This window comes from Amycolatopsis lurida (assembly GCF_900105055.1).
GTDB classification, from domain to species: Bacteria; Actinomycetota; Actinomycetes; order Mycobacteriales; family Pseudonocardiaceae; genus Amycolatopsis; species Amycolatopsis lurida.
In genome coordinates this window covers 318,366-343,335 of the sequence record NZ_FNTA01000002.1, presented here as the reverse complement: position 1 = coordinate 343,335, position 24,970 = coordinate 318,366, and the positions used below count along the sequence as shown (strand labels likewise).

Annotated in this window: 27 protein-coding genes and 1 pseudogene; 8 read left to right on the top strand and 20 right to left on the bottom strand. The window is 69.7% G+C overall.

Translation table 11 applies throughout. The features are described from left to right. Window positions 1-96: 96 nt before the first annotated feature. The 4 genes from yajC to ruvC all read right to left on the bottom strand — a co-directional run bounded on the left by yajC (window position 97) and on the right by ruvC (window position 2,921). Window positions 97-504, bottom strand: a complete 408-nt coding sequence (yajC, locus tag BLW75_RS01720; protein ID WP_034307779.1) for a preprotein translocase subunit YajC — start codon at window positions 502-504, stop codon at window positions 97-99. Window positions 505-649: 145 nt separating this feature from the next. After that, window positions 650-1,732 carry a Holliday junction branch migration DNA helicase RuvB gene (ruvB, locus tag BLW75_RS01715; RefSeq protein WP_034307782.1) on the bottom strand — a complete coding sequence of 361 codons (1,083 nt, stop codon included), beginning with the start codon at window positions 1,730-1,732 and terminating at the stop codon, window positions 650-652. An 8-nt stretch (window positions 1,733-1,740) separates the two neighbouring features. Continuing rightward, window positions 1,741-2,340 carry a Holliday junction branch migration protein RuvA gene (gene ruvA / locus BLW75_RS01710; protein ID WP_034307784.1) on the bottom strand — a complete coding sequence of 200 codons (600 nt, stop codon included), beginning with the start codon at window positions 2,338-2,340 and terminating at the stop codon, window positions 1,741-1,743. Beyond that, window positions 2,337-2,921, bottom strand: a complete 585-nt coding sequence (gene ruvC / locus BLW75_RS01705; protein ID WP_034307787.1) for a crossover junction endodeoxyribonuclease RuvC — start codon at window positions 2,919-2,921, stop codon at window positions 2,337-2,339. Before ruvC ends, ruvA begins: the two co-directional genes overlap by 4 nt. Window positions 2,922-2,996: 75 nt before the next feature. On the opposite strand from ruvC, the gene BLW75_RS01700 reads away from it, so the two are divergent. Beyond that, window positions 2,997-3,443 carry a cupin domain-containing protein gene (locus tag BLW75_RS01700; RefSeq protein WP_034307790.1) on the top strand — a complete coding sequence of 149 codons (447 nt, stop codon included), beginning with the start codon at window positions 2,997-2,999 and terminating at the stop codon, window positions 3,441-3,443. A gap of 364 nt (window positions 3,444-3,807) precedes the next feature. On the opposite strand, the gene BLW75_RS01695 is transcribed toward BLW75_RS01700, so the two are convergent. The 5 genes from BLW75_RS01695 to BLW75_RS01675 all read right to left on the bottom strand — a co-directional run bounded on the left by BLW75_RS01695 (window position 3,808) and on the right by BLW75_RS01675 (window position 7,091). Next, window positions 3,808-4,338 carry a DUF4262 domain-containing protein gene (locus BLW75_RS01695; RefSeq protein WP_034307792.1) on the bottom strand — a complete coding sequence of 177 codons (531 nt, stop codon included), beginning with the start codon at window positions 4,336-4,338 and terminating at the stop codon, window positions 3,808-3,810. 235 nt (window positions 4,339-4,573) lie between these two features. Continuing rightward, complete coding sequence (locus BLW75_RS01690) at window positions 4,574-5,323, bottom strand: YebC/PmpR family DNA-binding transcriptional regulator (protein ID WP_016334762.1); 750 nt, start codon at window positions 5,321-5,323, stop codon at window positions 4,574-4,576. A 50-nt stretch (window positions 5,324-5,373) separates the two neighbouring features. Beyond that, complete coding sequence (gene pdxT / locus BLW75_RS01685; protein ID WP_034307796.1) at window positions 5,374-6,003, bottom strand: pyridoxal 5'-phosphate synthase glutaminase subunit PdxT; 630 nt, start codon at window positions 6,001-6,003, stop codon at window positions 5,374-5,376. A 54-nt stretch (window positions 6,004-6,057) separates the two neighbouring features. After that, window positions 6,058-6,378 carry an AzlD domain-containing protein gene (locus tag BLW75_RS01680; protein WP_034307799.1) on the bottom strand — a complete coding sequence of 107 codons (321 nt, stop codon included), beginning with the start codon at window positions 6,376-6,378 and terminating at the stop codon, window positions 6,058-6,060. Next, the gene (locus BLW75_RS01675) at window positions 6,378-7,091 is read right to left on the bottom strand and encodes an AzlC family ABC transporter permease (protein ID WP_034307801.1); all 714 of its coding nucleotides are present in this window, start codon (window positions 7,089-7,091) and stop codon (window positions 6,378-6,380) included. Before BLW75_RS01675 ends, BLW75_RS01680 begins: the two co-directional genes overlap by 1 nt. Before the next feature lie 68 nt (window positions 7,092-7,159). Here BLW75_RS01675 and BLW75_RS01670 point away from each other — a divergent pair, with 68 nt between their 5' ends. Beyond that, entirely contained in the window at window positions 7,160-7,726 is a 567-nt protein-coding gene (locus BLW75_RS01670; RefSeq protein ID WP_034308044.1) for a helix-turn-helix domain-containing protein, read from the top strand. Here the strand turns inward: BLW75_RS01670 and BLW75_RS01665 are convergent, their stop codons facing one another. Beyond that, a complete protein-coding gene (locus BLW75_RS01665; protein WP_034307803.1) occupies window positions 7,727-9,103 on the bottom strand; it encodes an APC family permease in 1,377 nt (458 codons plus the stop codon). A 142-nt stretch (window positions 9,104-9,245) separates the two neighbouring features. Here BLW75_RS01665 and BLW75_RS01660 point away from each other — a divergent pair, with 142 nt between their 5' ends. Together BLW75_RS01660 and BLW75_RS01655 are read left to right on the top strand one after the other, a co-directional pair. Beyond that, window positions 9,246-9,857, top strand: coding sequence for a TetR/AcrR family transcriptional regulator (locus tag BLW75_RS01660; RefSeq protein WP_034307805.1), 612 nt, complete (start codon window positions 9,246-9,248; stop codon window positions 9,855-9,857). Continuing rightward, window positions 9,854-10,921, top strand: coding sequence for a DmpA family aminopeptidase (locus tag BLW75_RS01655; protein ID WP_034307808.1), 1,068 nt, complete (start codon window positions 9,854-9,856; stop codon window positions 10,919-10,921). Before BLW75_RS01660 ends, BLW75_RS01655 begins: the two co-directional genes overlap by 4 nt. 129 nt (window positions 10,922-11,050) lie before the next feature. On the opposite strand, the gene BLW75_RS01650 is transcribed toward BLW75_RS01655, so the two are convergent. After that, the gene (locus BLW75_RS01650; RefSeq protein WP_034307811.1) at window positions 11,051-11,467 is read right to left on the bottom strand and encodes a DUF6892 domain-containing protein; all 417 of its coding nucleotides are present in this window, start codon (window positions 11,465-11,467) and stop codon (window positions 11,051-11,053) included. 694 nt (window positions 11,468-12,161) lie between these two features. On the opposite strand from BLW75_RS01650, the gene BLW75_RS01645 reads away from it, so the two are divergent. After that, window positions 12,162-13,370, top strand: coding sequence for a 3,4-dihydroxy-2-butanone-4-phosphate synthase (locus BLW75_RS01645; protein ID WP_034307813.1), 1,209 nt, complete (start codon window positions 12,162-12,164; stop codon window positions 13,368-13,370). Further along, entirely contained in the window at window positions 13,370-13,795 is a 426-nt protein-coding gene (locus tag BLW75_RS01640) for a PaaI family thioesterase (RefSeq protein ID WP_034307815.1), read from the top strand. The genes BLW75_RS01645 and BLW75_RS01640 overlap by 1 nt, the downstream gene beginning before the upstream one ends. Before the next feature lie 63 nt (window positions 13,796-13,858). Here the strand turns inward: BLW75_RS01640 and pdxS are convergent, their stop codons facing one another. Beyond that, window positions 13,859-14,773, bottom strand: a complete 915-nt coding sequence (gene pdxS, locus BLW75_RS01635) for a pyridoxal 5'-phosphate synthase lyase subunit PdxS (RefSeq protein ID WP_034307818.1) — start codon at window positions 14,771-14,773, stop codon at window positions 13,859-13,861. A 327-nt stretch (window positions 14,774-15,100) separates the two neighbouring features. Here pdxS and BLW75_RS43895 point away from each other — a divergent pair, with 327 nt between their 5' ends. Further along, on the top strand, window positions 15,101-16,048 hold the full coding sequence (locus tag BLW75_RS43895; protein WP_034307820.1) for a cold-shock protein: 948 nt from the start codon (window positions 15,101-15,103) through the stop codon (window positions 16,046-16,048). A 218-nt stretch (window positions 16,049-16,266) separates the two neighbouring features. On the opposite strand, the pseudogene BLW75_RS01625 reads toward BLW75_RS43895, so the two are convergent. Then, window positions 16,267-16,836: pseudogene (locus BLW75_RS01625) on the bottom strand (transposase). A 68-nt stretch (window positions 16,837-16,904) separates the two neighbouring features. Then, window positions 16,905-18,311, bottom strand: coding sequence for an FAD-binding oxidoreductase (locus tag BLW75_RS01620; protein ID WP_034307823.1), 1,407 nt, complete (start codon window positions 18,309-18,311; stop codon window positions 16,905-16,907). Window positions 18,312-18,474: 163 nt separating this feature from the next. On the opposite strand from BLW75_RS01620, the gene BLW75_RS01615 reads away from it, so the two are divergent. Then, window positions 18,475-20,583, top strand: a complete 2,109-nt coding sequence (locus tag BLW75_RS01615; RefSeq protein ID WP_034307825.1) for an elongation factor G-like protein EF-G2 — start codon at window positions 18,475-18,477, stop codon at window positions 20,581-20,583. Here BLW75_RS01615 and BLW75_RS01610 read toward each other — a convergent pair. The 6 genes from BLW75_RS01610 to BLW75_RS01585 form a co-directional block, all read right to left on the bottom strand. Further along, window positions 20,580-21,053: an XdhC family protein gene (locus BLW75_RS01610; RefSeq protein WP_034307827.1), complete on the bottom strand. Its 474-nt coding sequence runs from the start codon at window positions 21,051-21,053 to the stop codon at window positions 20,580-20,582. The genes BLW75_RS01615 and BLW75_RS01610 overlap by 4 nt on opposite strands. A gap of 12 nt (window positions 21,054-21,065) precedes the next feature. Then, the gene (locus BLW75_RS01605) at window positions 21,066-21,548 is read right to left on the bottom strand and encodes a hypothetical protein (protein ID WP_034307830.1); all 483 of its coding nucleotides are present in this window, start codon (window positions 21,546-21,548) and stop codon (window positions 21,066-21,068) included. Beyond that, window positions 21,545-22,690 (bottom strand): glycosyltransferase family 4 protein, encoded by a 1,146-nt coding sequence (locus tag BLW75_RS01600; RefSeq protein ID WP_034308046.1) that lies wholly within the window; start codon window positions 22,688-22,690, stop codon window positions 21,545-21,547. Before BLW75_RS01600 ends, BLW75_RS01605 begins: the two co-directional genes overlap by 4 nt. 22 nt (window positions 22,691-22,712) lie before the next feature. After that, window positions 22,713-23,630 (bottom strand): phosphatidylinositol mannoside acyltransferase, encoded by a 918-nt coding sequence (locus tag BLW75_RS01595; protein ID WP_034307832.1) that lies wholly within the window; start codon window positions 23,628-23,630, stop codon window positions 22,713-22,715. Further along, window positions 23,627-24,268: a phosphatidylinositol phosphate synthase gene (pgsA, locus tag BLW75_RS01590; RefSeq protein WP_034307833.1), complete on the bottom strand. Its 642-nt coding sequence runs from the start codon at window positions 24,266-24,268 to the stop codon at window positions 23,627-23,629. Before pgsA ends, BLW75_RS01595 begins: the two co-directional genes overlap by 4 nt. A 102-nt stretch (window positions 24,269-24,370) precedes the next feature. Beyond that, complete coding sequence (locus BLW75_RS01585) at window positions 24,371-24,913, bottom strand: MarR family winged helix-turn-helix transcriptional regulator (protein ID WP_034308048.1); 543 nt, start codon at window positions 24,911-24,913, stop codon at window positions 24,371-24,373. Between the last annotated feature and the right edge of the window lie 57 nt (window positions 24,914-24,970).

Genomic DNA, 24,970 nt, shown 5'->3' with positions numbered 1-24,970 from the left:
CACGCACGCAGCACCGAGACACTACTCGGTGCTGCGTGAGCCCGGCGTTGGCCCCGCACCTACGAAAGTCTGGTGTCGGGGATGGCCTTACAAGCGCTACTTCTTGCCGTGCTCCAGCGGAGGAGCGATCTGCGCGCCCGACTTCTCCTCGACGCGCTCGTCGTCCTTCGACTCGACGACCGGCGCCTCGACGACCTCGTCGGTGTCGGTGGCGTCGGTGACGTCTTCGTCGGTCTCGACGACCGGCTCGACCTTCTCGCGGACGGCCTGGCGCAGCCAGGTGGTCACGACGCCCGGAGCGATCTCGAGGTCGATCGTGGTGTCGGCGGAAGCGTCGGCGACGGACGCGTAAAGACCGGAGGTGGTCATCACCCGGTCACCGGGAGCCAGGCTCGCGAGCAGCTCCTGCTGCGCTGCCGCCGCCTTCTTCTGCTTACGGGTGCCCATGACGAGCGGAATCGCCACAACGAGCATCAGGAGCAGCGGCAGCAATAACTGGTTCATGATTCTCCATTTCGAGCGGACGCCGCGCGGTGCGCTGTTTTGTCCGGTTTGGCGGGGTGTGCTCTCTCCGAGTGTGCCAGGTGCCAGCGGAAACTCCACCACCACCCGTCGTCACCACGGGCCTCGGACCGCGTGAACGGTCCGGTCAGTCCTGGTCGAACAGGTTCGGTCCGCCCTGCTCGCCGCGCGTGGCACCGGCCGGGACCGGCAGGCCGAGGTGTTCCCACGCGGCCGCTGTGGCGACCCGGCCGCGAGGAGTGCGGGCGAGCATACCGGCGCGGACCAGGTAAGGCTCACACACCTCCTCGACGGTGGTCGGTTCTTCCCCCACCGCGACGGCCAGCGTGGACACACCGACCGGGCCGCCGCCGAAGGAGCGGACCAGTGCGGTCAGCACCGCACGGTCGAGCCGGTCGAGGCCGAGTTCGTCGACGTCGTAGACCTCCAGCGCGGCCCGCGCGATCTTGCGCGTGACCTTGCCGTCGGCGCGGACCTCGGCGTAGTCGCGCACCCGGCGCAGGAGCCGGTTCGCGATCCGGGGTGTGCCGCGGGACCGGCGGGCGATCTCCGCGCAGCCGTCCCGGTCGATGTCGATGTCGAGGATCGTGGCGGCGCGGCGGGCGACGAGTTCGAGTTCGCTGTCGCTGTAGAACTCCATCTGGCCGGTGAAACCGAACCGGTCGCGCAGCGGGCCGGTCAGCGAACCGGATCTCGTCGTGGCGCCGACCAGCGTGAACGGCGCGATCTCCAGCGGGATGCTGGTGGCGCCGGGCCCCTTGCCGACGACGACGTCGACACGGAAGTCCTCCATCGCGAGGTACAGCATCTCCTCGGCGGGGCGGGCGATGCGGTGGATCTCGTCGATGAACAGGACGTCGCCGGGCGCCAGATTCGACAGCATCGCGGCCAGGTCGCCCGCGCGTTCCAGCGCCGGCCCGGAGGTGATGCGGATGGCGGCGTTGAGTTCGGCGGCGACGATCATCGCCATACTCGTCTTGCCGAGCCCCGGCGGACCGGAGAGCAGGACGTGATCCGGCGGGACACCCCGGCGTCGCGCGCTTTCCAACACGAGTTCGAGCTGCTCACGCACCCGCGGCTGGCCGACGAACTCGTCCAGCTTGCGCGGGCGCAGCGTGGTCTCGACCTCGCGTTCGCCTGTCTGCGGCAGCGCCGAGAGCGTCTCAGTGTCGCCATCGGTCTCGAATTCCGTCACTGCGTCATAGTCCATGTGGCCGGTTACCGCTTACGCCCGAGGGCGGCCAACGCGGCGCGCAGCACGGACGACGTCGTGTGGCCATCGCCCTCGCCGAGCACCTTGTCGACGGCCTGTTCGGCCTGCTTGGCCGGGAAGCCGAGGCCCGCGAGCGCCTCGACGACCTCACCCCGCAGCGCGCCGGGCGCCACGACCGCCGCGGAACCGTCGGTCGGGCCCGCGAGCGCGGTGACCTTGTCACGGAGTTCGAGCGTGAGCCGCTCGGCGCCCTTGCGCCCGATGCCGGGCACCTGCGTGAGCACGGTGATGTTGCCTTCGACCAGCGCGGAGCGCAGTTTGTCGGGATCGAGGACGGCGAGTGTCGCGAGCGCGAGCCGCGGGCCGATCCCGGAGACCGTCTGAAGCAGACCGAACAGTTCGCGGGCGTCGGCGTCGGCGAAACCGAACAGCGTCAAGGAATCCTCACGGACCACGAGCGCGGTGTGCAGCATCGCCTCCTCGCCGCGGCGAAGCGTCGCAAGGGTGGCAGGGGTGGCCTGCACGGCGAAGCCCACTCCCCCGACCTCGATCACGACGTGGTCGAGACCGATGGAGAGGATTTCACCGCGTACCGAGGAGATCATCGAGCCGCTCCCTGCGTTTTGGCTTGTTTGGCCGCGGCGGCGAGCCTGGCCTTGTGGTTCTTGGCGATCTCGGCCGCCCTGGCCTCGGCTTCGGCGAGCCGGACCCGCATCGGCTCGCGCCACAGGTGGCAGATGGCGAGCGCGAGCGCGTCCGCGGCGTCCGCCGGATGCGGTTTGACCTCGAGCCCGAGCAGCCGCATGACCATACCGGTGACCTGTGCCTTGTCGGCACGGCCGGACCCGGTGACGGCGGCCTTGACCTCGCTCGGGGTGTGGAACACGACCGGCAGTCCCCGTTTGGCCGCGGCGAGCGCGACCACGCCGCCCGCCTGCGCGGTGCCCATCGCGGTACGGACGTTGTGCTGCGCGAAAACCCGTTCCACGGCGACGGCCTCGGGCTTGTAGCGATCCAGCCAGCGCTCGACGGCGTCGGAGATCCCCAGCAGGCGTACGGCAAGATCGGCGTCCGGCGGGGTCCGCACGACGTCGACGGCCACGGCGCGGACGGTGCGGCCCGTGCCGCCGTCGACCACTCCGAGCCCGCACCTGGTCAGACCGGGGTCGACCCCGAGTACCCGCACGCGTTTCCTCCGCTCCGGCGAACATCAGTTCGAGATCCGAGGCTACCCGGAGCGTGGGGCGGGCAGGATGAGGACATGCCGAGTCCCGACGACTTCACCGCCCATCTGGGTCTTCAGCCGCTGCCTGTGGAGGGTGGCCGCTGGGCGCAGAGCTGGCGCGATGAAACCGCGTCCGCGATCTATTACCTGCTGGTGCCGCCGGAAACCTCGGCGCCGCACCGGTTGGATCGGCTGGAGATCTACGCGCACCACGCCGGGGCGCCGGTGCGGATGCTGCTGTTGTTCCCGGACGGGCGGATCACGCGGCCGGTGCTGGGGCCGGACGTCGCGGCGGGTCAGCGACCGCAGGTGGTGGTGCCCGCCGGGGTTTGGCAGGCATCGGTGAGCACCGGCGAGTGGAGCCTGGCCGGGACCGTGGTGGTGCCGCCCTATACGGACGACTGCGTGGAGTTCCGGTCCGCGGCCGCGTTGGCCGCCGAGTGGCCGGACGCGGCTGCGGACCTGGCGCTCTGGCTTGAGTGAGCGCTGGGGCTCCCGGGGGTCGGCGGCTGCGTTCGTCCAAGTACATGAAGGACCCCTTCACGGCGCTAGACGCAAGGAAGGGGTCCTTCATGTACTTGGACAAGCGCGAAGGCCGAGTTCCTCCGGCTGACCCGAGGGAAGGGGGCCTTCACGCGCAGCCGTTGTGGCGCGTGGTGCCGTTGAGGCCGAGGTGACGATCCCCGAGTCCGTGAAGGCCTCCTTCACAACCTTCAGGGTAGGTAAGGAGGCCTTCACGGACTGCAGACTTCAGGCAGAAGTGTCCTGGTACATGAAGGACCCCTTCCCTGCGCCCAGCGCCGTGAAGGGGTCCTTCATGTACTTACGACATCCGAACAGCGGTGCCTCAGGGGCCGTCGACGCCCGGCGTCCAGCTCTCCGGGTCACCGGATTCGGTCAGCACCGGCTGGTACCGTGCGAAGCCCTCGGGAGCGTCCGGATGCCAGGGGAAGTGCCCGTCCGGCGTGGCGACGATCAGCTGCAACGCCGGGAAGTCCCCGTCCGGGTAGATCAGGAACGCGCTCCCGAAGTACTCGGGATAGTGCCCCTTCGCGACCCGTTCGAAGACCACCGGCGCGCCCTCGAAGAAATCGTCGTACCGCTTGCCGACCTCGAAGATCTCGCCGGCGGCCGCGCGGTCGACGTACGCGTCTAGCAGGACCGGCCCCATGTGCTCGGGCAGTCCGATCACGACCGCTTCCGCGACGTTGTGCAGTGCCCAGGCGCACGCGGTGAAGCAGAAGTTCGCTTCCTCTTCGTCGCCTTCGACCGCGATGACGGCGTTCCCTCTCGCCTGCGCCTGCGACTCGATCCACTGGATGAGTTCGGATTCTTCGGCGGTGAGGGCGTCGGCTTCGGAGGTCGTCACGCGCGACATTGTGCCCCACGCGAGCGCCCGCACCTAGCCCCGGGACCGATTTTCCGCGGCATGGCGGGAAAATCGATCAGCCGACCTCGGCCATGACCTCGTCGGACACGTGGAATCCGGCGCAGTGCGTAGACCTTCCGCACGTCGTCGCGAGCAACCGTCAGCCGACCTCGGCCATGACCTCGTCGGACACGTGGAATCCGGCGCAGTGCGTAGACGTTCCGCACGTCGTCGCGAGCAACCGTCAGCCGACCTCGGCCATGACCTCGTCGGACACGTCGAAGTTCGCGTAGACGTTCTGCACATCATCGCAGTCCTCGAGCGCGTCGATGAGCTTGAAGACCTTCTTCGCGCCTTCGACGTCCAGCGGGACACTGACCGACGGCAGGAACGTGAGATCCGCGGACTCGTACTCGAAACCGGCCTCCTGCAAGGCTTTCCGGACCGGGACGAGGTCGGTCGCCTCGGAGACGATCTCGAAGTTCTCGTCGAGGTCGTTGACCTCTTCGGCGCCCGCGTCGAGCACGGCCATGAGGACGTCGTCCTCGCCCGCGTCACCCTTGGGCATGATCACGACGCCCTTGCGGTTGAACATGTAGGCGACCGAACCCGGGTCGGCGAGCGAGCCGTTGTTCCGGGTGAGCGCGGTCCGGACCTCCATGGCGGCGCGGTTCTTGTTGTCGGTGAGGCATTCGATCAGCACGGCCACACCGTTCGGGCCGTAGCCTTCGTAGGTGATGGTCTGCCAGTCGGCGCCACCGGCCTCTTCACCGGCGCCGCGTTTGCGGGCGCGCTCGATGTTGTCCTGCGGGACCGAGTTCTTCTTGGCCTTCTGGATGGCGTCGTAGAGCGTCGGGTTGCCGTCCGGGTCGCCACCGCCGGTCCGGGCCGCCACCTCGATGTTCTTGATCAACCGGGCGAAGAGCTTGCCGCGCTTCGCGTCCAGGTTGGCCTTCTTGTGCTTCGTGGTGGCCCACTTGGAGTGGCCGCTCATCTCTCCTCCATCTACTCCTGTGCCCGCCGCTGAGCACAGTGTCGGTTTTGCTAAGCCTGTCGCACGAGGTCGACGAACAGCCTGTGCACGCGTTCGTCCCCGGTGAGTTCGGGGTGGAACGACGTGGCGAGTACCGCCCCCTGCCGGACCGCGACGATCCTAGCGGCCGCGTCCTCGGAGCCCGGCATTTCGGGGACACTGGCGAGTATCTCCACCCCGTCGCCCGCCTTTTCGACCCACGGGGCGCGGATGAACACAGCGTGCACCGGGCCGCCTTCGATGCCGGTGAAGTCGAGGTCGGCTTCGAAGGAGTCCACCTGCCGCCCGAACGCGTTGCGCCGGACGACGACGTCGAGCCCGCCGAGTTGCCGCTGGTCAGGCCGCCCGTCGAGGGCCTGCCGGGCGAGCAGGATCATTCCGGCGCAGGAGCCGAACGCGGGCATCCCGTCCGCGATGCGCTCGCGCAGCGGGTCCAGCAGTTCGAAGGTCTCCAGCAGCCTCGACATGGTGGTCGACTCGCCGCCCGGCAGCACCAGACCGTCCACTTCGGACAGTTCGCTCGCGCGGCGGACCGGCAGTGCACGCGCACCGGCGCGTTCCACCATCGCGGCATGCTCCCGCACGTCGCCCTGCAGTGCGAGCACGCCGACCACCGGCCGTGCCCCCGTCGCGATCGCCACCCGACCTCCCGAAAGACCTTCCCCCTAGCTTAGGTGCTTCGGGGAACGGCCAGGTCAGGGGACCCCGGCCAGCCGCAGCAGGGCGGCGGTCGCGGCGGCCGCCACGACGACCAGCGCGAACGGCGCCTTGCGCCAGGCGAGCACGCCACCGACCAGGACTCCCGCGGGCCTGGCGTATCCGGCGAACTCGTGTCCCTCGGTGAGCGCGGCGACCGCGACCAGCGCGGCCAGCAGGACGACGGCCGAACGCGCCATCAGTCTCTCGGCCTTGGGCGACACGGTGAACCGCGCCTTCAGGACCGGCCCGGCGAACCGGAAGGCGAAGGTCCCGGCCGCGAGCACGCCGCCGGCGATGATCAAGTCCAGCGGGTCCATCAGTGCACTCCCTCGGGTTCACGGTCGGCGGGTTCCTTCGCGGCCACTCCGGCGAGCACGCCGACCAGCGCGAGCAGCACCGGCAGCCCCGCCGGCAGGAACGGCGTGGTGGACAGCGCGACGGCCACACCGACGAGCACCGGCAGCCGGGCGGCGCGGTCGCGAAGTGACGGCAGGACCAGTGCGAGCAAGACCGCCGGGAAGGCCGCGTCGAGGCCGAAAGCGTCGGTGTCACTGATCGCCGTCCCGGCGTAAGCACCGGCGAGAACGCCGACGTTCCAGCAGACGAACAGCCCGATCCCACACACCCAGTACGCCGCCTTGCGCCGCTCTTCGTCGCGCTGGGCCAGGGCGAACGCGACCGATTCGTCGATCATCAGGTGGCTGCCGACGATCCTCGACGACCACCGCCTCCCCAGGATGTCGCCGATCGCGAAACCGAAGGGCAGATGCCGCGCGTTGGCGAGCAACCCCGCCGCGACGGCCGCGACCGGGCTGCCGCCGGCGGCGATGATGCCGACGAACATGAACTGCGAGGCACCGGCGAAGACCAGCACGGAAAGCAGCATCGGCGCCCAGATCGGGAAGCCGGAGCCCACCGCGATGGCGCCGTAGGAGATGCCGACAATGGTGTCGGCGAGGCAGACCAGCCCGATGTCACGGAGAAGATCGCGCCCCAGGACACGAGTGGTTGTTCGCCATATCGAACGCATAGCGTCATACAATGAACGAACGCAGCCGTGTTCGTCAAGGCGAACGCAACGACCGATGGAGCGAACGCATGTCCCCGACCGCGTCCGACGGCGCACCCCTGGACGTCATCGCCATGTCCCTGCGCCGGGAACGTGCCCGCACCGGGCTGTCTCTCACCGAGGTCGCCAAACGCGCCGGCATCGCGAAATCCACGCTCTCGCAGCTGGAGTCCGGGACCGGGAATCCGAGCGTCGAGACGATCTGGGCGTTGTGCGTCGCGCTCGACGTCCCCTTCTCCCGGGTGGTCGAACCCGAACGCCCCCGCGTGCAGGTCATCCGCTCGGGCAGCGGGCCGACGGTGTTCGCCGAACACGCCGACTACGCCTGCACGCTGCTCAGTTCGTGCCCGCCCGGCGCCCGGCGCGACGTGTACCTGATCCGCGCCGAGCCCGGGAAACCGCGGCTCTCGGATCCGCATATGAGCGGCATCGTCGAGCACATCGTCCTCAGCGCGGGACGCGCCAAGGTGGGCCCGCTGGACGAGCCGGTCGAACTCCTGCCCGGTGACTACATCTGCTATCCCGGCGACGTGCCGCACATCTTCGAAGCGCTCGAACCGGGCACGTACGGCGTGGAGATCGCCGAGTACACCTGATCAAGCAGGCTCGTCGGCCTTCTCCTCGGTGACGTCGGCGAGCTTCCAGCCACCCTTCCTTCGCAGCACCAGGACGTAGTACGCGATCGACAGCAGCGCGACACAGGCCGTGACGATCAGGCTCGGCCGCCCCACCGCCGGGTCGAGCAGGTTCTGATAGACCACGAACATCAGGACCGCCAGGGCCAGCACCGGTGCGACCGGGAACCACGGCATCCGGTACTTGGCGTGCGCGGTGGCACCGGTGCGCCTTCCGACGATCGCGCCGAGACAGAGCGCCGCGTAGACCGCCACGATCGACGTGCTGGTCACCACCAGCAGCAGTTTCGGGTCGACGAAACAGAGCAGCGCGGCCACCAGGCCGGTGCCGACCGTGGCCACCCACGGCGTCCCGAACTTCGGGTGCACCGCGGCCAGCGCCCGGTTGACCGGCCGGGGCCACGCGCGGTCGCGGCCGCTGCTGAACAGCATCCGCGAGCTGATCAGCACGATCGCCAGCACCGCGTTGATGATCGCGAGCGCGACGGCCAGCCCGAGCACCGTGTCGAGGGTTCCGCCGCCGCGCGAATCGATGAAGTAGGACAGCATGTTCTCCGAGGCGAACAACGCGTTCAGATCTGGCGCCCCGAGCAGGACCGCGGTCACCGGGACCAGTTCGGCGAGCACGGTGATGCCCAGCGCGAGCAGGATCGCCCTGGCGATCCCCCGTGACGCGTCCTGCGTCTCCTCGCCGAAGTAGACGGCCGAGCCGTAGCCGTTGTAGGCGAAGATCGCGACCGAGGTGGCGATCGCGATGGCGCCGACCGTGGCCGGGCCGCCGTCCGAGGCGACCGGATGCGCCAGCAGATCGGTGAACGACCGCGCCGGGTTCAGCAGTCCGAGGGCGCTGACCACGATGAGCGCGAGGATCTCGATCGCCAGGAAGATCCCGGTGACCCAGGCGTTGAGCTTGATGTCGAAGATGCCGACGACGGCCGCGACCACGCAGGTCACGGCGGCGATGACCGAACCGGGCACGCCGGGCAGGAGCACGCCGAGGTAGGTGCCGACGCCGAGCGCGATCACCGCGACGATGAGCACCTGCGTGATGATCATCAGCCCCAGCACGGCGAAGCCGGGCAAGCGGCCGAGAGTGCGGGTGACGATCGCGTACTCGCCGCCCGCCAGCGGGAACGCCGACGCCAGTTCGGCGTAGACGAAGGCCATGAACACACCGACGACCGCGGCCGCCACGAAGCTGTAGAAGGCGCCCGTCCCGGCCCCGGAGATCACCCCCGGCGCGATGATGAAGACCGACGAGGCGGGGCTGATCGCGGAGAGCGTGATGAGCAGCGTGCCGAGGGTGCGCAGACCGCGGCGCAGGGCGGGAGTGGACACGGCCGACCTCCTACAAGGTGGGTTCCTTGAATCTCCTTCGAAAAACCGTTGAGCACGCATCAAAGGCCTTCAGTCGTGTGACGTCAAGGGCTGATCGCGCGCAGCCCTTGCGTTTTTCGAACAAGATTCGAAGAATGGGCGCATGGCGAGACCCAGCAAGGCGGCGGAGCGACGTATCGAACTGATCGAGGTGGCCAGACGGGCCGTCCTCGAACGCGGCGTGCTGAACCTGCGGCTGAGGGACGTCGCCGAGGGCGCGGGCCTGTCGCCGGGTTCGGTCCTGTACTACTTCCCCACCCTCACCGACCTGCTCCAAGAGGTGCAGCGCGAGGCGGTGGCGCGGTTCTGTTCGGCGCGGGAGCTGGCCGCGGGCGCGAAGACGACCCCGTCCGGCCGCCTGCTCGCGATGATCCGCAGCGGCCTGCCCACCGGCCCTGACGACGAACTCTGCGTACTGCTCTACGAACTGGGCACGATCGCCCGCCGCGATCCCGTGTACGCCGCCCGGCACATCACGCTCTACGAGCAACAGGTCCGGATCTACACTGGCATCCTCGAAGCGGGCGCCGCCACCGGCGAGTTCACGTTGACCGCGGACGCGGTGTCGATCGCGCGGAACCTCGTCGCGCTGGAGGACGGCTACGGCCTGCACCTCACGCAGGCCGTGCCGACGCTGGAAACCGCCACCGCCGAAGCGATGTTGCTTTCCTACGCCCGCACAGCCACCTCGAATCCCTTGGAGGACCGTCCATGACCCGCGCCCGCGACCTGGGTGTCCCGCTGCCCGGCCGGACCGGCGAGCACAACGCGCTCACCGACGTCCCCGGCGTCGAGATCGGTTTCACGACCCTCGTCGAAGGCGAATCGGTGCGCACCGGCGTCACCGCCGTCCTGCCGCGCGGGCGAAAGGATTTCGCCGTGCCGTGCGCGGCCGGGACGTACGCCCTCAATGGCAACGGCGAGATGACCGGTACCGCGTGGCTGGCCGAGACCGGTTCGCTGACCCTGCCGGTGCTGATCACCTCCACGCACGCCGTCGGCGCGTGCCATCGCGGCACGATCGACTGGGTGGTGCGCGAACGGCCCGACGTGGCCGCCGAATGGCTGCTGCCGGTGGTCGCCGAGACCTGGGACGGCTACCTGAACGACAGCACCGCAGCGACGATCCACAGTGGACACGCCATCGCCGCGATCGACGCCGCGCGAACAGGCCCGGTCAGCGAAGGCTCTGTCGGCGGCGGAACCGGGATGACCTGTTACGGCTTCAAGGGCGGCACCGGCACGGCCTCCCGCGTCGTGTCCTACGGGGACGACGAGTACACCGTGGGAACGTTGGTACAGGCCAACTTCGGCTCACGCCGCGAACTCACCGTCGCGGGTGAGCACGTCGGAGCGGAACTCGCCGCCGACAACCCGATGGAAGAGGACTGGGCGGCGCCGTCCGGCGCGGGATCGGTGATCGTGATCGTGGGTACCGATGCTCCTCTGTTGCCCGGCCAGTGCACGTCCCTCGCCCGCCGCGTCCCGCTCGGTCTCGCCCGCACCGGCACCGCCGGCTCCCACTTCTCCGGCGACCTCTTCCTCGCCTTCAGCACGGCGAACCCGGGAGCGCTCACCAGCCGGTTCCCCCGGACCGAAGAGGCCGAGTACGAAAGCCTCCGGTTCGTCCCGTGGGGCAGGCTCGACCCGTTCTTCGAGGCCGTGGTGCAGGCGACCGAAGAAGCGGTGCTCAACGCCCTGTTCGCGAACGAGGAGATGACCGGTCACCGCGGCCACCGGGTCCCCGCGTTGCCGACGGCCCGCTGGCGCGCGGTCTAGCTCCCGATCAACGCCTGCGCGTGTCGAGTCCGACCCGCGAGGCGCAGATCTCGTCGCCGACGATCTCCCAGCCCGGGCGAGCTTCGCCGCATCAACGTCGTTCATCCGCTCAGCTCCGCTGGCGGCGCGTCAGAGCCAGTCCGCCTCGATGCCGCGAGCACGCAGCGACTCCAGCGCATCGTCGTTGCCCGTGTAGAGCAAGGTCATCGACTTCAGATGGGGAAAATGCGCGACGTCGGCGAACTCGTCGACGTTGAACAGGGAGTCCTCGCCGTCCCAGTTCGGTGCGATCTGGAGGTAGATCTCGTTGCCGCCGTCCATCTCGATCTCGGTGATCTTCTCCGCGAACTCGGCGGGGACCTCGAGCGCCTCGAAGTAGGCCAAGGCCTCGGGGACAGCCTCGACGCTGCCGCCGTCGTAGGTGAAGCCCTTCTCGGCGGCGTACTGCCCCAGGTCGAACTTCGGCAGGAGTTCCTGGTTGTACATCAGCTCTTGGATGACCGCGAGCTTGAAGTTGAGGTCGGTGAAAGGGATCGTCTGGCTCATGACCGGACCTTATAAGCAGGCACGTCCGCATGGTCCGAAATCGCCGGATCCCCGGGTGGCGGCCGGTCTGAAGAACCCGGACCGGACGCTCAGCGACCTGAAGCCGATGTCCGAGGACGCGCTGGTCAACCGGCCGGTTCCAGACCCTGAACAGGACGGCATGCCGAACGCGATCGTCCCCAAGGCGCAGGCCATCATGGGCTACAACCAGTCGGGCACACGAGGCCGACTCCATCGGGCCGCGCCCCGCCCGGGGTTCCGGCAAGACCTTCACCGACCCGGCGCCGCCGGGTACACCGGTGGTCCTTGGCCTACTTACCCCAAGGCACCGAACAGCCTGCCACCGAACTCGACGGCCCTTGATCCCGACGACGGCACTCGGCTGCCTTTGGCACCGATCGGCCCGCCGAGGGAGTTTCCCGGCCCACTCGCCTCCCCCGTCCCCGACGGGACCTCCGGCCAAGTGGCCCCGGCACTGACGAATTCGGTCTCATCGGCTGCGAAAACCGGCCATGACTCCGGCTATGATCGACTCGTGGTGCGATTCCACGGTGCGGCCGTACAGTCGGCCGGTTCCGCCGAGGGGGTGGAACGACCCGGTGCGATTCCGGGACCAGGCGGTGACACCCCGCGTCCCCTTCGTCCGGCCGTCGCCGGACTTCCTGGGGTACGGCGTCAAATGGGGTGATGATTCATGTTCACCGGGAGAATCGGCGAGCTGGGTGCCGTCGAACAGATCAAGGGCGACGTGCTGCGTGTGCGGGCGCCGAAGAGCGCGGGCCGAGTCCGCGATGGCGGATCGGCGTGCGTCAACGGCGTACGGCTCACCGTACGGCCGGTCGATGATGCCTTGGAGGCGGTGCTCTCCGCGGAAACCCGTCGCAGGTCGACGTTCGACACGCTCGCGGCCGGGGACGCCGTCAACGTCGAGACGCCGCTTCAGGTGGGCGATCCGCTGGACGGCCACCTGGTCCAAGGTTACGTCGACGCCGTCGGCAAAGTGATCCGGATCGACGACGAAGGCGGCTCCCGCCGGGTCTGGCTCCGGCCGCCGGAGCGTTTGCTGGACCGGCTGCTCGCGAAGTCCCCGATCGCTCTTGACGGTGTCAGCGTGACCATCGCCGAAGTGCTGCGCGACCGGATCTCGGTCGTACTGCTCCCGATGACCCGCTCTGTCACCACGCTCGGCGGTCTGAAGGCCGGAGACCGGGTGAACCTGGAACTCGACCTGGTCGGCCGGTTGGTCGAGAAGGCGCCACCTTCGGCGGTGGGCAAGGCTTTGCCTCAGCTGCCGTGGGCCGGTCACGTCGACGGACGCGCCGGTGTGGAGAAGGTGTTGCGCCAGCTCGCCGCCGGTGGCGGTGTCGTCGTGTGGGATCCGGAGACCGAGGGCGAGGGCGACGTGATCTTCGCCGGCGCGCGGCTCCGCCCGGAGTCGTTCACCTTCCTGCTGACCAAGGTCTGCGGCTTTCCGGCGGTGCCGTGCGCGCCGGAAGTGCTGCGGCGCCTTGAGATCGCGCAGATGCCCGGCGAAGGCGACCGGCAGGGGACGGCGTGGTCGATACCGGTCGACCTGGCCGCGGGAACGGGCACCGGCGTATCCGCTGCCGAACGCGCGGCCACCGTGCGGAAGCTGGCCGATCCGGACGCGACCGCCGAGGACTTCCTGCGCCCTGGACATGTGTTCCCGCTCGCCGCACGGCCGGGTCTGCTCGCCGAGCGGTCCGGGCACACGGAGGCGACAGTCGCGTTGTGCACCGCCGCCGGCCTCGCTCCGGTCGGGGTGTGCTGTGAAGTGATGAACCCCGACGGCACGATGGCAGGCAGCGCCGACCTCGAAGTCGCGGCGCTGCGCTGGGGAATGCCCATGGTGGATTTGGCCGACTTGAAAGCGTGGCTCTGATGACCGCATTGACCCTCGAAGACGCCCAAAAGGGCCTCGCCTCGCAACCGTTCAGCGTTCTGCTCGGGGCCCGGGTGGCCTCGTTCGGTGACGGTGCCGCGACGCTGGAACTCGACATCCGCGAAGAGCTGTTGCAGCAGAACGGATATCTCCACGGCGGCGTCCTCGCCTACGCCGCGGACAACGCCATCACCTTCGCGGCCGGGACCACACTGGGCCCGGATGTCCTCACTGGCGGCTTCAGCATCAACTATCTGCGCCCGGCACAAGGAATCCGGCTCGTGGCGGAAGCGCGGGTCCTGCACAGCGGCCGACGGCAAGCCACGTGCCGCTGCGATCTCTCCGTGATCAGCCAGGACGGGACCACGACGCTCAGTGCCGCGGCACAAGGAAGCGTGCTGACCAGGAACGGCCCCACCTCCTGATACACGCGGGACGGCCCGGGCTCATCGAGGAGCACCGGGCCGTCCCGTACAGGAGCCGAAGTGTTACCAGCCGCGCTCGGACAGGCGGTGCGGCTCGGGCACGTCGTCGACGTTGATCCCGACCATGGCTTCACCGAGACCGCGCGAAACCTTCGCGATGACGTCCGGGTCGTCGTAGAACGTGGTGGCCTTGACGATCGCCTCGGCGCGCTGCGCCGGGTTGCCTGACTTGAAGATGCCGGAGCCGACGAACACGCCTTCGGCACCGAGCTGCATCATCATCGCGGCGTCGGCCGGGGTCGCGATACCGCCGGCGGTGAACAGCACGACGGGGAGCTTGCCCTTCTCCGCGACCTCTTTGACGAGGTCGTACGGAGCCTGAAGTTCCTTCGCCGCAACGTAAAGCTCGTCCTCGGGCAGTGAGGAAAGCCGGCGCAGCTCCGCACGGATCTTGCGCATGTGCGTGGTCGCGTTCGAGACGTCGCCGGTGCCGGCCTCGCCCTTGGAACGAATCATCGCCGCGCCCTCGTTGATACGACGCAGCGCTTCGCCGAGGTTGGTCGCACCACAGACGAAGGGCACGGTGAAGGCCCACTTGTCGATGTGGTTCTCGTAGTCGGCCGGGGTCAGCACCTCGGACTCGTCGATGTAGTCGACGCCGAGCGACTGCAGCAGCTGCGCCTCGACGAAGTGGCCGATGCGGGCCTTCGCCATGACGGGGATCGAAACGGCCTCGATGATGCCGTCGATCAGGTCCGGGTCGCTCATCCGGGCGACGCCGCCCTGGGCGCGGATGTCCGCGGGAACCCGCTCGAGCGCCATCACGGCGACGGCGCCGGCGTCCTCGGCGATCTTCGCCTGTTCGGCGGTGACCACGTCCATGATCACACCGCCCTTGAGCATCTCCGCCATCCCGCGCTTGACCCGGGCGGTGCCGGTGAGCGAGGTGGTGGCCGTGTTCGTGGAGTCGTCAGACACTGCTGGACCTTTCGGAAAGCGCACGAAGTGGGGGTGACACCTCCGAGCGTAGGCCGCTTTTGGACCTCTGAAGCAGGCCAGTTCGCGGCGATTTCAGCAGTCCACTAGGTGATCTGGCCCGCATTTGGTCCTCCGAAGGCGGTAGTCGCGCGTGCAAGGACCGCATCCAAAGGACTAAGACCTGGTCTCAAAACTCGGCGTGTCGCTAGGTGAACCAACGGCCCGCCCCTGGCTCCGCACCGCCCGTCTGTGGGCCCGGCCCGACGGACCGGAGGTCTGTCAGGGAGACTGGGGGCCAGTGCCCGCCCTCTCGACCTGGAGCCTTTTATGCCGCAAGGGACCGTCCGTTGGTTCGACGTCGAACGGGGTTTCGGCTTCCTCGCCCCCGAGGACGGCTCGCCGGACGTGTTCGTGCACGCCTCCGAGATCGTCGGGGACGACGGCGCGAAAGTGCTCCGCGAGGGTCAGGCCGTCGTGTTCGAGGTCGGCGAGAACGACCGCGGGCCCCAGGCGCTGCGCGTTCGCGTCACCGCCGATGTGGCCACCGGCAGCGCCGTGGGCCTGCTCGGCACCGTCAACTGGTACGAGCCGGGCAAGGGGTACGGCTTCGCGTCGCCGGACGGCGGCGGCGCCGACATCTTCGTGCACAGCTCCGCCATCGTGACCGGCGGCGTGGTCACCGAGGGGCAGCGGGTGGCCTTCCTGATCGTCGAAGGCGAGCGCGGCCCGCAGGCCGGGCACGTGATCCCGCTGGGAGCAGGGGCCGGCTCACCCGCTGCGGCCGGTATCGCGGACGGTGCCGACGGCACAGTGGCCTGGTACGACGAGGACAAGGGCTTCGGCTTCATCAACCCCGACTCCGGCGCCGGGGACGTCTTCGTTCACGCCCGGGCCCTGGCCGAGGGGCTGACGTGGCTCGCGGAGGGCGACCGCGTCGCCTACGAGGTGGCTAGTGGGGACAAGGGCCCGCAGGCCCGCGACGTGCACCTGGTCCGGGGCGCCGAGCCCCAGACGGCGCCGCAGCGATCGGCACCTGCCGCGGCCGCAGGGCCGGCGGCGCGGGACGTGCCCGTACGAGGCGGCGAGGGCGTCGTCGCGCGCTACGACGCCGACCGCGGCTTCGGCTTCATCACCCCGGACGCAGGCGGCGACGATCTCTTCGCCCACGCGTCCGTGATCATGGGGTCGGAGCCGCTGCAGAAGGGTGACCGGGTCCGGTACGCGGTGCGTCAGAGCGACCGGGGCCCGCAGGCCGACCGCATCGAACGCCTCTGAAGAGGCGGCCCCACCGATGGCTGATCACGTCCCGACGAGACTGCTCGTTCATCCCCGTCGATGATGCCGTCAGCAACGCGGCCTCCTCCAGGAGATCGATCTCCCTCGTGGCGACGGGGGCCTGTGCCGACCCGAGGACCTGCTCCGCGCTCCGAAGCTCACGAGTCACCCCCACGGTCACAGAGCTACCGATGTACCCAAACGAGTGAATGGATGCATTAGACCTGGTCGCAGAGCTCGATCTTTATGAGTCGGCGCACGTTGATCACGGTGCAGGCCAGCGTGAGTAGCGCCGGCGTGGTGCGTCCGGCCCGGTCGTAGCGCAGCCCGAGGCGCTTGAACCGCAGCAGCCAGGAGATGGTGCGTTCGACGACCCAGCGGACCCGGCCGAGGCGGACTTGCCCTCAATCCCGCGCCGGGCGATACGGACCTTGATACCGCGGCGGGTCAGGTAGCGGCGGTAGTCGTAGCCCTTGTCGACGTGCAGCTTGTCCGGTCGGCATCGTGGCCGGCCCGCCCGGCCGTGGTGGCCGCGCACGGTCGGGTTCGTGTCCAGCAGCGGCTCGAACAGCATGCTCGGTGTGCCCGGAACCGCATCCGAGCTGCTCGGGTAGGTCTCGCCGGCGGCAGCCGGTGTCGAGCACGAACAAGATCCCCTCCAGCGCGGCACGGTCATCGAGCCGGGGCCGCCCACCCGGACCGCGCGGCGCTGGCCGGGACGGGATCAGGGGTTCGATCAGCTCCCAGAGCCGGTCTTCGACCCGCCGCTGCTGCGTCGTCTTCGCCACGACTGCCCACGATCGACGACCAGGACCGGCAGGTTACGCAGTGACACACCCTTGAGTTTTGAGACCGTCTAGCGGGCCAGGCCTTGGGTGAAGGCGAAGAGGCCATCCGGGTCGTATTTCCGCGCCACCCGGCGGAGGCGCGGAAGGCTATCGCCGTAGTACGCCTTCGCCCACTCGGGCATCTCCGGGTCGATGTAGTTGACGTACCCGGCCTGCCCGTATTCGCGGCTGAGTTCGTCCCGGACCCGGCCGATCACCTGGCGCGCGTACGCCTCGCCGCCCTCCAGTCCCCGGATGATCTGGACACTGCCCAGCGCGGACCGATGCGGGAAGCACGACTCGTTCGACGGAACCCGCGCGATCGCGCCGCCGTATGCGTCCACGATCGAATACAGATGGGGATCGCTGCTCAGCAACGTCGCGAGCGCACCAGGGTCGCGCACCGGATGCGTCAGCATCCTCGAAGTGGCCACATAGTCCCCACGCTGCGCGACCGCGGCAGGGAAGGCGGCTTCTCTGGCGAAGGCGCGCATCGTGGCCAGGTGTCCCTGCTCAGTCACCTCGCGTTCGGTCGGCTCAGTGCCGACGCGGCGGATCAGCTCGTCCAGCAACGGGTTCACCTGCGCGGCGGAGCCCACGAAGCAGCCACCACAGTTCGCGGCCGTCGCACCGAGGCCCATCCCGGACCACAGTTCATCCGGCATCGCGGGCTGCCACTCCTGCCAAGCCGCGACCAGCGCGGGCACCACGGCGGGCGGGAAGACCAGGGTGAAGTTCGTCAGCGTCCTGGCCGCCGCCGTGCGGAAGGTGAACGACGTGACGATGCCGAAGTTGCCGCCACCCCCGCCGCGCAACGCCCACAGCAGGTCTGGCGCGGTCTCCTCCGACACCAGCCGCGCCGTCCCATCCGCGCCGACGAAACGGACAGATTCCACATTGTCGCAGGTCAGCCCATACTTGCGGGCCAAGACGCCGATCCCGCCGCCGAGGGTCAGCCCGGCGATACCGACCTGGGGACAACTGCCGGCGGGCAGCGCGCGGCCCGCCGCCGCCAAGGCCTCGTACACCTGGCCGAGCCGGGCACCCGCTCCGATCGCCGCCCGGCCGCCGGGCAGGATGTCGACCGCGTTCAGCCGGGACAGGTCGACGACCAGCCCTTTGTCCACAAGGGAATGGCCGGCGTAACTGTGCCCGCCTGAGCGGGCCGCGATCGGAATCCGCTGCCTGGCCGCGAAATCGACACAGTGCCGTACGTCGTCCTCGTTCGCGCAGACCGCGACACCGGCGGGCAGCCGATGGTCGTAGAGGCTGAAGAACCCGAGCCTCTTTTCGTCGTACCCCGGGTCGCCGGGCTGGAACAGCTCCCCCGTCAACCGGGCGCGCAAGCGTTCCCACGGACCACCGCCCGCGGGCAACGCCGCCATCACCGGGACCGCCCCCGCCAGCCACAACACGGTTCGCCTGTCGAGCTCCACCGCTCATCCCCACCGTCGGATCCGCCTCCGGGTGTCCGCCATCGAGCATAACGGCGCTTCGACATTCGGGGGTTCCCTCGCCGGTCGCCTTGCCGCGACGCCCGTCGCGGGTGTGTGATCGAGGACACACCTGTACGCGGCATCGTGTGGTGAGGAGACCGGCATGGCCGACAAACAGAGCAAGAACGGAGACTCCGGGGCCGCCGTCGCTGTGGACGACCCGGCGAAGGTCCGCAACGTCGTCCTGGTCGGCCCGTCGGGATCAGGGAAGACGACACTCGCCGAAGCGCTGCTCGCCGCGTCCGGCACGGTGACCCGGGCGGGCTCGGTCGTCGAGGGCACCACGGTGTGCGACCACGACCCCGCGGCGGTCCGGCAGCAGCGGTCGGTCGGCCTCTCGGTCGCGCCGGTGCTGCACCAGGGCTACAAGATCAACCTCATCGACACCCCCGGATACGCCGATTTCGTCGGCGAACTGCGCGCCGGTCTTCGCGCCGCCGACGCCGCGCTGTTCGTGGTCTGCGCAGCGGAAGGCGTCGACGCGGCCACGACCGCGGTCTGGGAGGAATGCGCCGCCGTCGGCATGCCGAGGGCGGTGGTCGTCTCCCGGCTCGACCATCACCGCGCCGACCCCGAAGGCGAGATCGCGGCCTGTCAGGAGGCCTTCGGGGCCGGAGTCCTCCCGCTGTACCTGCCCGCACGTGACGGGCTCGTCGGGCTCATCACGCGCCGCTACTTCGACTATTCGAACGGTTTCCCACCCCAGGTCGGCGAGCCGGACGAGGCCGATCTCGCTCGGATGACCGAGGCCCGCAACGAACTGATCGAAGGGGTCATCGCCGAGAGCGAGGACGAGTCCCTGATGGAGCGGTACCTCGCCGGTGAGGAGATCGCCGAGGACACGCTGATCGCCGACCTCGAAACCGCCGTCGCCCGCGGCTCCTTCCATCCGGTGATCCCCGTATGCGCGACGACCGGGGTGGGGCTCGCCGAAGTCCTCGACGGGATGGTGCGCGCCTTCCCCTCACCGCTGGAGCACGTCCCTCCGGAGGTCACCTCCCCCACCGGCGAACCACACGCAGGGCTCCGGGCCGATCCCGACGGCCCGCTGGCGGCCGAGGTCGTCCGGACCGCTGTCGACTCCTACGTCGGCAGGGTGTCCCTGGTGCGGGTGTTCTCCGGGACGCTTCGCCCCGAACGCCCGGTGCACGTCTCGGGGCACGGGCTCGCCGAACGGGGGCACGAGGATCACGACGCCGACGAGCGGGTCGCGCATCTGTACTCGCCGCTCGGGGCGAATCTGCGGGAAGTCCCGTACTGCGTCGCGGGCGACCTCTGCGCGCTCACCAAGGTCGGCTCTGCGGAAACGGGCGACACCGTTTCCTCACCGGACGACCCGCTGATCATGAAGCCGTGGGCGATGCCGGAACCGCTGCTGCCGGTCGCCGTGGTCGCGAAGACGCGCAGCGACGAGGACACCTTGGCGCGCAACCTTTCCCGGCTCGTCGCGGGCGATCCGACGCTCCGGCTGGACCGCAACGCCGAGACCAACCAGCTCGTGCTGTGGTGCATGGGCGAGGCCCACGCCGACGTCGTGCTGTCGCGGTTGCGCGCGGGAGGCGCCGACGTGGACACCGAGCCCGTCCGCATCAGCCTGCGGTCGACCTTCGCCGGTCCGGGCCGCGGGCACGGCCGGCATGTCAAGCAGTCCGGCGGGCACGGCCAGTTCGCCGTCTGCGACATCGAGGTCCAGCCACTGCCGAGGGGGTCGGGTTTCGAGTTCGTGGACAAGGTCGTCGGCGGTTCGGTGCCGCACCAGTTCATCCCGAGCGTCGAAAAAGGAGTCCGGGCCCAGGCTCAGCGAGGGATCGTCGACGGCCATCCGCTGATCGACATCCGCGTGACCCTCGTCGACGGCAAGGCGCATAGCGTCGACTCGTCGGACGCCGCCTTCCAGACGGCGGGCGCGCTGGCGCTGAAGGAGGCCGCCGCGGCGGGCAAGATCGCGCTGCTCGAACCGCTCGAAGAGGTGGCGGTGCGGCTCCCGGACGAGCATCTGGGCACCGTGCTGGGTGATCTCTCGTCCCGGCGTGGCCGCGTGCTCGGTACCGAATCGGGTGAAGGCGGCCGCACGGTCATCCGCGCCGAGGTCCCCGCTGCAGAGCTCCTGCGCTACGCCATCGACCTGCGGTCGCTGACCTCGGGCACGGCGACGTTCACCCGCAGGCACGCCCGGTTCGAGCCGATGCCGGAAGGAGCGGTGGCGAACTAAACGCCGGGTGGCGGAAAGTCGAAACCGCCCGGCCGCCCGTTCCGGTCCGCCAGCAGACCGGCCAGGGTGGCGACGGCGATCTCGGGCGGCGTGCGTGAGCCGATGTTCAGCCCGACCGGGCGATGGACCCTGGCGATCTCGGTGTCGGGAACGTCCAAGGCCTTGAGCGCGGCCACATGCGGGCCGGCGTGGCGCGGATTGCCGAGTACCCCGACCCACCTGGTCGGGCGGTCCAGCACGGCCTTGAGGACCTCGCCGAGTTCGGGCCGGTCGTGATCGGTGACGACGACGTCGGCGTCCGGGCCGAGATCCGGCACCGTCGTGAGGGCGTCCAAGCCGTCCTCGACGTCGGTCACCCGTGCACCGTCCGGCTCGAACAACACCACCTTGTAGCCGAGGTCCTTGCCGTAGCGCAGGAGGAACGACGCGACGGGCGTCGCGAACACCGCCACCAGCAGCCGCTCGCTCATGGAATCGTCCTCCTACAGATCGGGTTCGGCGATCTCGAAGTATTCCGGAAGCCGGGCGGTCCCCGCGAGGCCGAAGTACCGGACCTTCCGCCGCCGCCTCAGGTGCAAGGTGTCCCGGACGGCGTCGTTGTGCACGCGCCGCGCGATGACGACGCGGTGCTCGGCGTCGGTCAGCTCTTCGGCCAGCGGCGTCGGCAGAGCCGCCCGGTCGACGCGCGCCAGCCGCAGCGTCAGTTCGCTTTCCTCGGCTTCGCGATCCGGCCTCGGCGCCCGCTCGGCACGCTCGGCCAATGCGCGCAGCTCCTCGTCGCCCAGAATCGCGGCGGCCGCCCTGGCGACGACGGCTCGCCGCGCGAGGGCCGCGTCCAGCGCCGCCCAGCCCGCGTCCGTGCGGATGTGCAGCCGGTCCAGCCTGTTCGCCGTCGCGAGCAGGAAAAGCCCGCCCAGTACCACGATCGCGGCCACGAGACCGCCGATCCAGACCCAGGTCGTCATCGGCTGAACTCGCGTTCACCCGCGCCGACGCGCCGGGGATCGGCGGCGATCGCGGTCTCGTACACCCGGAGCACCTGCGTGGTGACCACGGACCAGTCGAACATCGCGACGCGCTCCCCGGCGGCCGCCGCCAGCGACACCCGCCGGGCCGGGTCCCCGAGCAGTTCGCGGAGACCGTCGGCCAGCGCGGCGGCGTCGCCGGTTTCGGTCAGCATCCCGGCCTTGCCGTCGTCGAGCACCCGGCGGAACGAGTCCAGCCCGCTCGCCAGCACCGGCGTGCCCGCCGCCATCGCCTCGGTGAGGATCATCCCGAAACTCTCGCCGCCCGTGTTCGGCGCGCAGTAGACGTCGACGCTCCGCAACGCCCGCGCCTTCGTCTCGTCGTCGACCTGGCCGAGCAGATCGATATGCGGTGCCAGCTCCGGCCCGGCCTCGCGGCGGAGCTGATCGGCGTCACCACGGCCGACGACCAGCAGCCGCAGTTCCTCGAACGCCGGCAACAGCATCCGCAACGCCTCCAGCAGCACTCCCATCCCCTTGCGGGGCTCGGTGTACCGCCCGACGAAGCCGACCGTGCCGCCCGCGCGCGGGTAGCCGTCCAGCGGGAGCGCGCGGGAGAAGAAGTCGACGTCGACGCCGTTGGGCACCTCCACCGCGTCGCCACCGGCGTGTTCGACCTGGACCCGGCGGGCCAGCGCCGAAACCGCGATCCGCGCGGTGATCTTCTCCAGCAGCGGGCGGAGCACCGGCTGGAACGCCGCCAGCGTGCGCGAACGCGTCGTCGCGGTGTGGAAGGTCGCCACGATCGGCCCGTCCGCGACCTTCAGCGCCAAGAGGGAAAGACTCGGCGCGGCCGGCTCGTGCAGGTGCAGGACGTCGAAGTCGCCGTCGCGGATCCACCGCCGGACCCGCGCGTAGGACACCGGGCCGAACTGCAACCGCGCGACTGAGCCGTTGTACGGGATGCCGAGCGCCTTCCCCGCGGGGACGACGAAATCCGGGACGTCGGAATCCTCGTCCGCCGGAGCGAGGACGGAGACCTGATGCCCGCGTGCCAGCAACGCCTTCGCGAGATCTATGACGTGTCCCTGCACGCCGCCCGGTACGTCGAACGAGTACGGGCAGACGATCCCGATCTTCATGATCCGCGCCTGCGCCATCGGCTCAGCTCGCTTCGCCGAGGGCGGCCTGTTCCCCGGCTTCGAAGTCGGAGAGCCAGAACTTCTGCATCATGTGCCAGTCCGCCGGATGCGCGGCGATGTCCCCGGCGAAGATGTCCGCCAGCGCCTGCGTGGCCGCCGGCACCTCGGACCGGTTCGTCACCCGGATCCGCGGATGCAGCCTGATCTGCCAGCCGTCCTCGGTGAACCAGCACCCCGCCGGGATCAGCGCGGCGCCGGTGGTGGCGGCCAGGCGGGCGGGCCCGCCCGGCATCCGGGTCTGCTCGCCGAAGAATTTCACCGGCACGCCGGAATTCGTCAGGTCCCTGTCCCCCACCAGGCAGATCGCCTTGTTCTCCCGCAGCCGTTTGAGCAGCACGCGCATCGCGGAGCTGTCGCCGGTCAGCGGGACGATCTCGAAACCGAGCGATTCCCGGTAGGACACGAACCGCTGGTACAGCGATTCGGGTTTCAGCCGCTCCGCGACCGTGGTGAAACCGCCGAGATAGTCCGCGAGCCAGACGCCGGCGGCGTCCCAGTTCCCGCTGTGCGGCAGCGCCATCACCGCGCCGTTGCCCTCGGCGAGGGCGGCGTCGAGGTTCTCCACGCCGGTGATCGACTGGGCGACCTTGCGGCTGACCTCCTTGTGGTCCATCGAGGGCAGCCGGAACATCTCGTGCCAGTAGCGGGCGTAGGAGCGCATCGCGCGGCGGGTCAGTTCGTCGAGCTCGACACCATCGGCCTGCGGTACGACCCTGGCGAGGTTGCGCCGCAATTGGCGGACGCCGCCTCCGTCTCGCCGGACGGCGAGGTCGGCGCCCAGCCCGAAGGTCACCGCGCCGGCGGACTCCGGCAACCAGCGCGCGAGCCGCCAGCCCGCCGCGTAGCCGAAGTCACTGAGCCGCTGGGAGAACCCGCTCATGCTCCGCCCTCCGCGGGGGGTGGCCCGGCCGCTTTGGCGGCCCTCGCCGCCTTGGCCACCGCGGCTGTCCGCTGCAGCAGGGTGATCACCGAAAGCACCGCGAGGAGCCAGAGCGAGATGTCCACGGTGTACGGAACGCCCAGGCCGTGCAGTCCGGTTCCCACAAGGGCGATGATCAGGCGTTCCGCCCGCTCGACGAGGCCGCCGTCGGCCTCCAGCCCGGAGGCCTCGGCGCGGGCCTTCACGTACGAGATGACCTGCGCGAGCACCAGGCAGATCAGCGCGGCGGCCGCGGCCGGGCGGTTGTCGTCGTGGACGAAGCACCACCACGCGATCGCGGCGAACAACGCGCCGTCGACCAGTCTGTCACAGGTCGCGTCGAGGACGGCCCCGAACGCCGTGCCGTACCCGCGGGCGCGGGCCATCGCGCCGTCGAGCAGGTCCAGCATCGCGAAGCCCCAGACGGTGAAGGTGCCCCACAGCAGCATGTCGTTGGGAAAGAACCCGAGCGCGCACAGCACCGCCCCGGCCGTGCCGATGACGGTCATCGCGTTCGGGGTCAGCCCGGCGCGCACGAGCACCTTCCCCATCGGGTCGGTGACGCGGGAAACGGAGGCGCGCGCGAAAATGTTGAGCATCGGTTCTTCAGGTGCACCTAAGCAGCAGGGTCGGGTGGCCGCCCGAAGCCTATCCACCCGCACCGACAGCAGTGACGCGCCCGCCCCTGGACCGGGTTCAGGTCAGTCCGCTTTGGCCAGTTCGGCCGAGCCCTCGAGGTCCGCGAGGGTCTCTTCCCGCATCGCCAGTTCCGCCTCGGCGGCGGCGCATTTCGGCGACAGCCGCCCCAGGACGGCGGCGCTGATCTCGCCGAGCGCCTTCACCTGTTGGGGGGTCAGCGGGTCGAAGAGGCTCTCGCGGACGGCCTCGACGTGCCCGGGCGCGGCCTCCTCCAGCGCCGCGAAACCCTCGGGGGTCAGCACCGCCCAGGAGCCGCGTTTGTCGGTGGGGCACGACTCACGGCGCACCCAGCCGTTCGCCTCGAGCCTCGCGACCGCGTGGGAGAGCCTGCTGCGCGACGCTTTGCGCGCGTCGGCCAGTTCGCTCATCCTCAGCCGCCTGTCCGGCGCTTCGGACAGGGCGACGAGCACTTCGTAGTACGTATGGGGCATGCCCGCCTCGTGCTGAAGCTGGCCCTCCAGGTGCGCTTGCAGCATTCGCGTGGCCGCGGAGAAGTCGCGCCAGACTTTTTGCTCCTCGTCGGAGAGCCATCGGGGTTCGGACATGCCGCCCATTCTACCCCTGGTTGAACGCTCAACCAAATTGCGCTACAGTCATGGTTG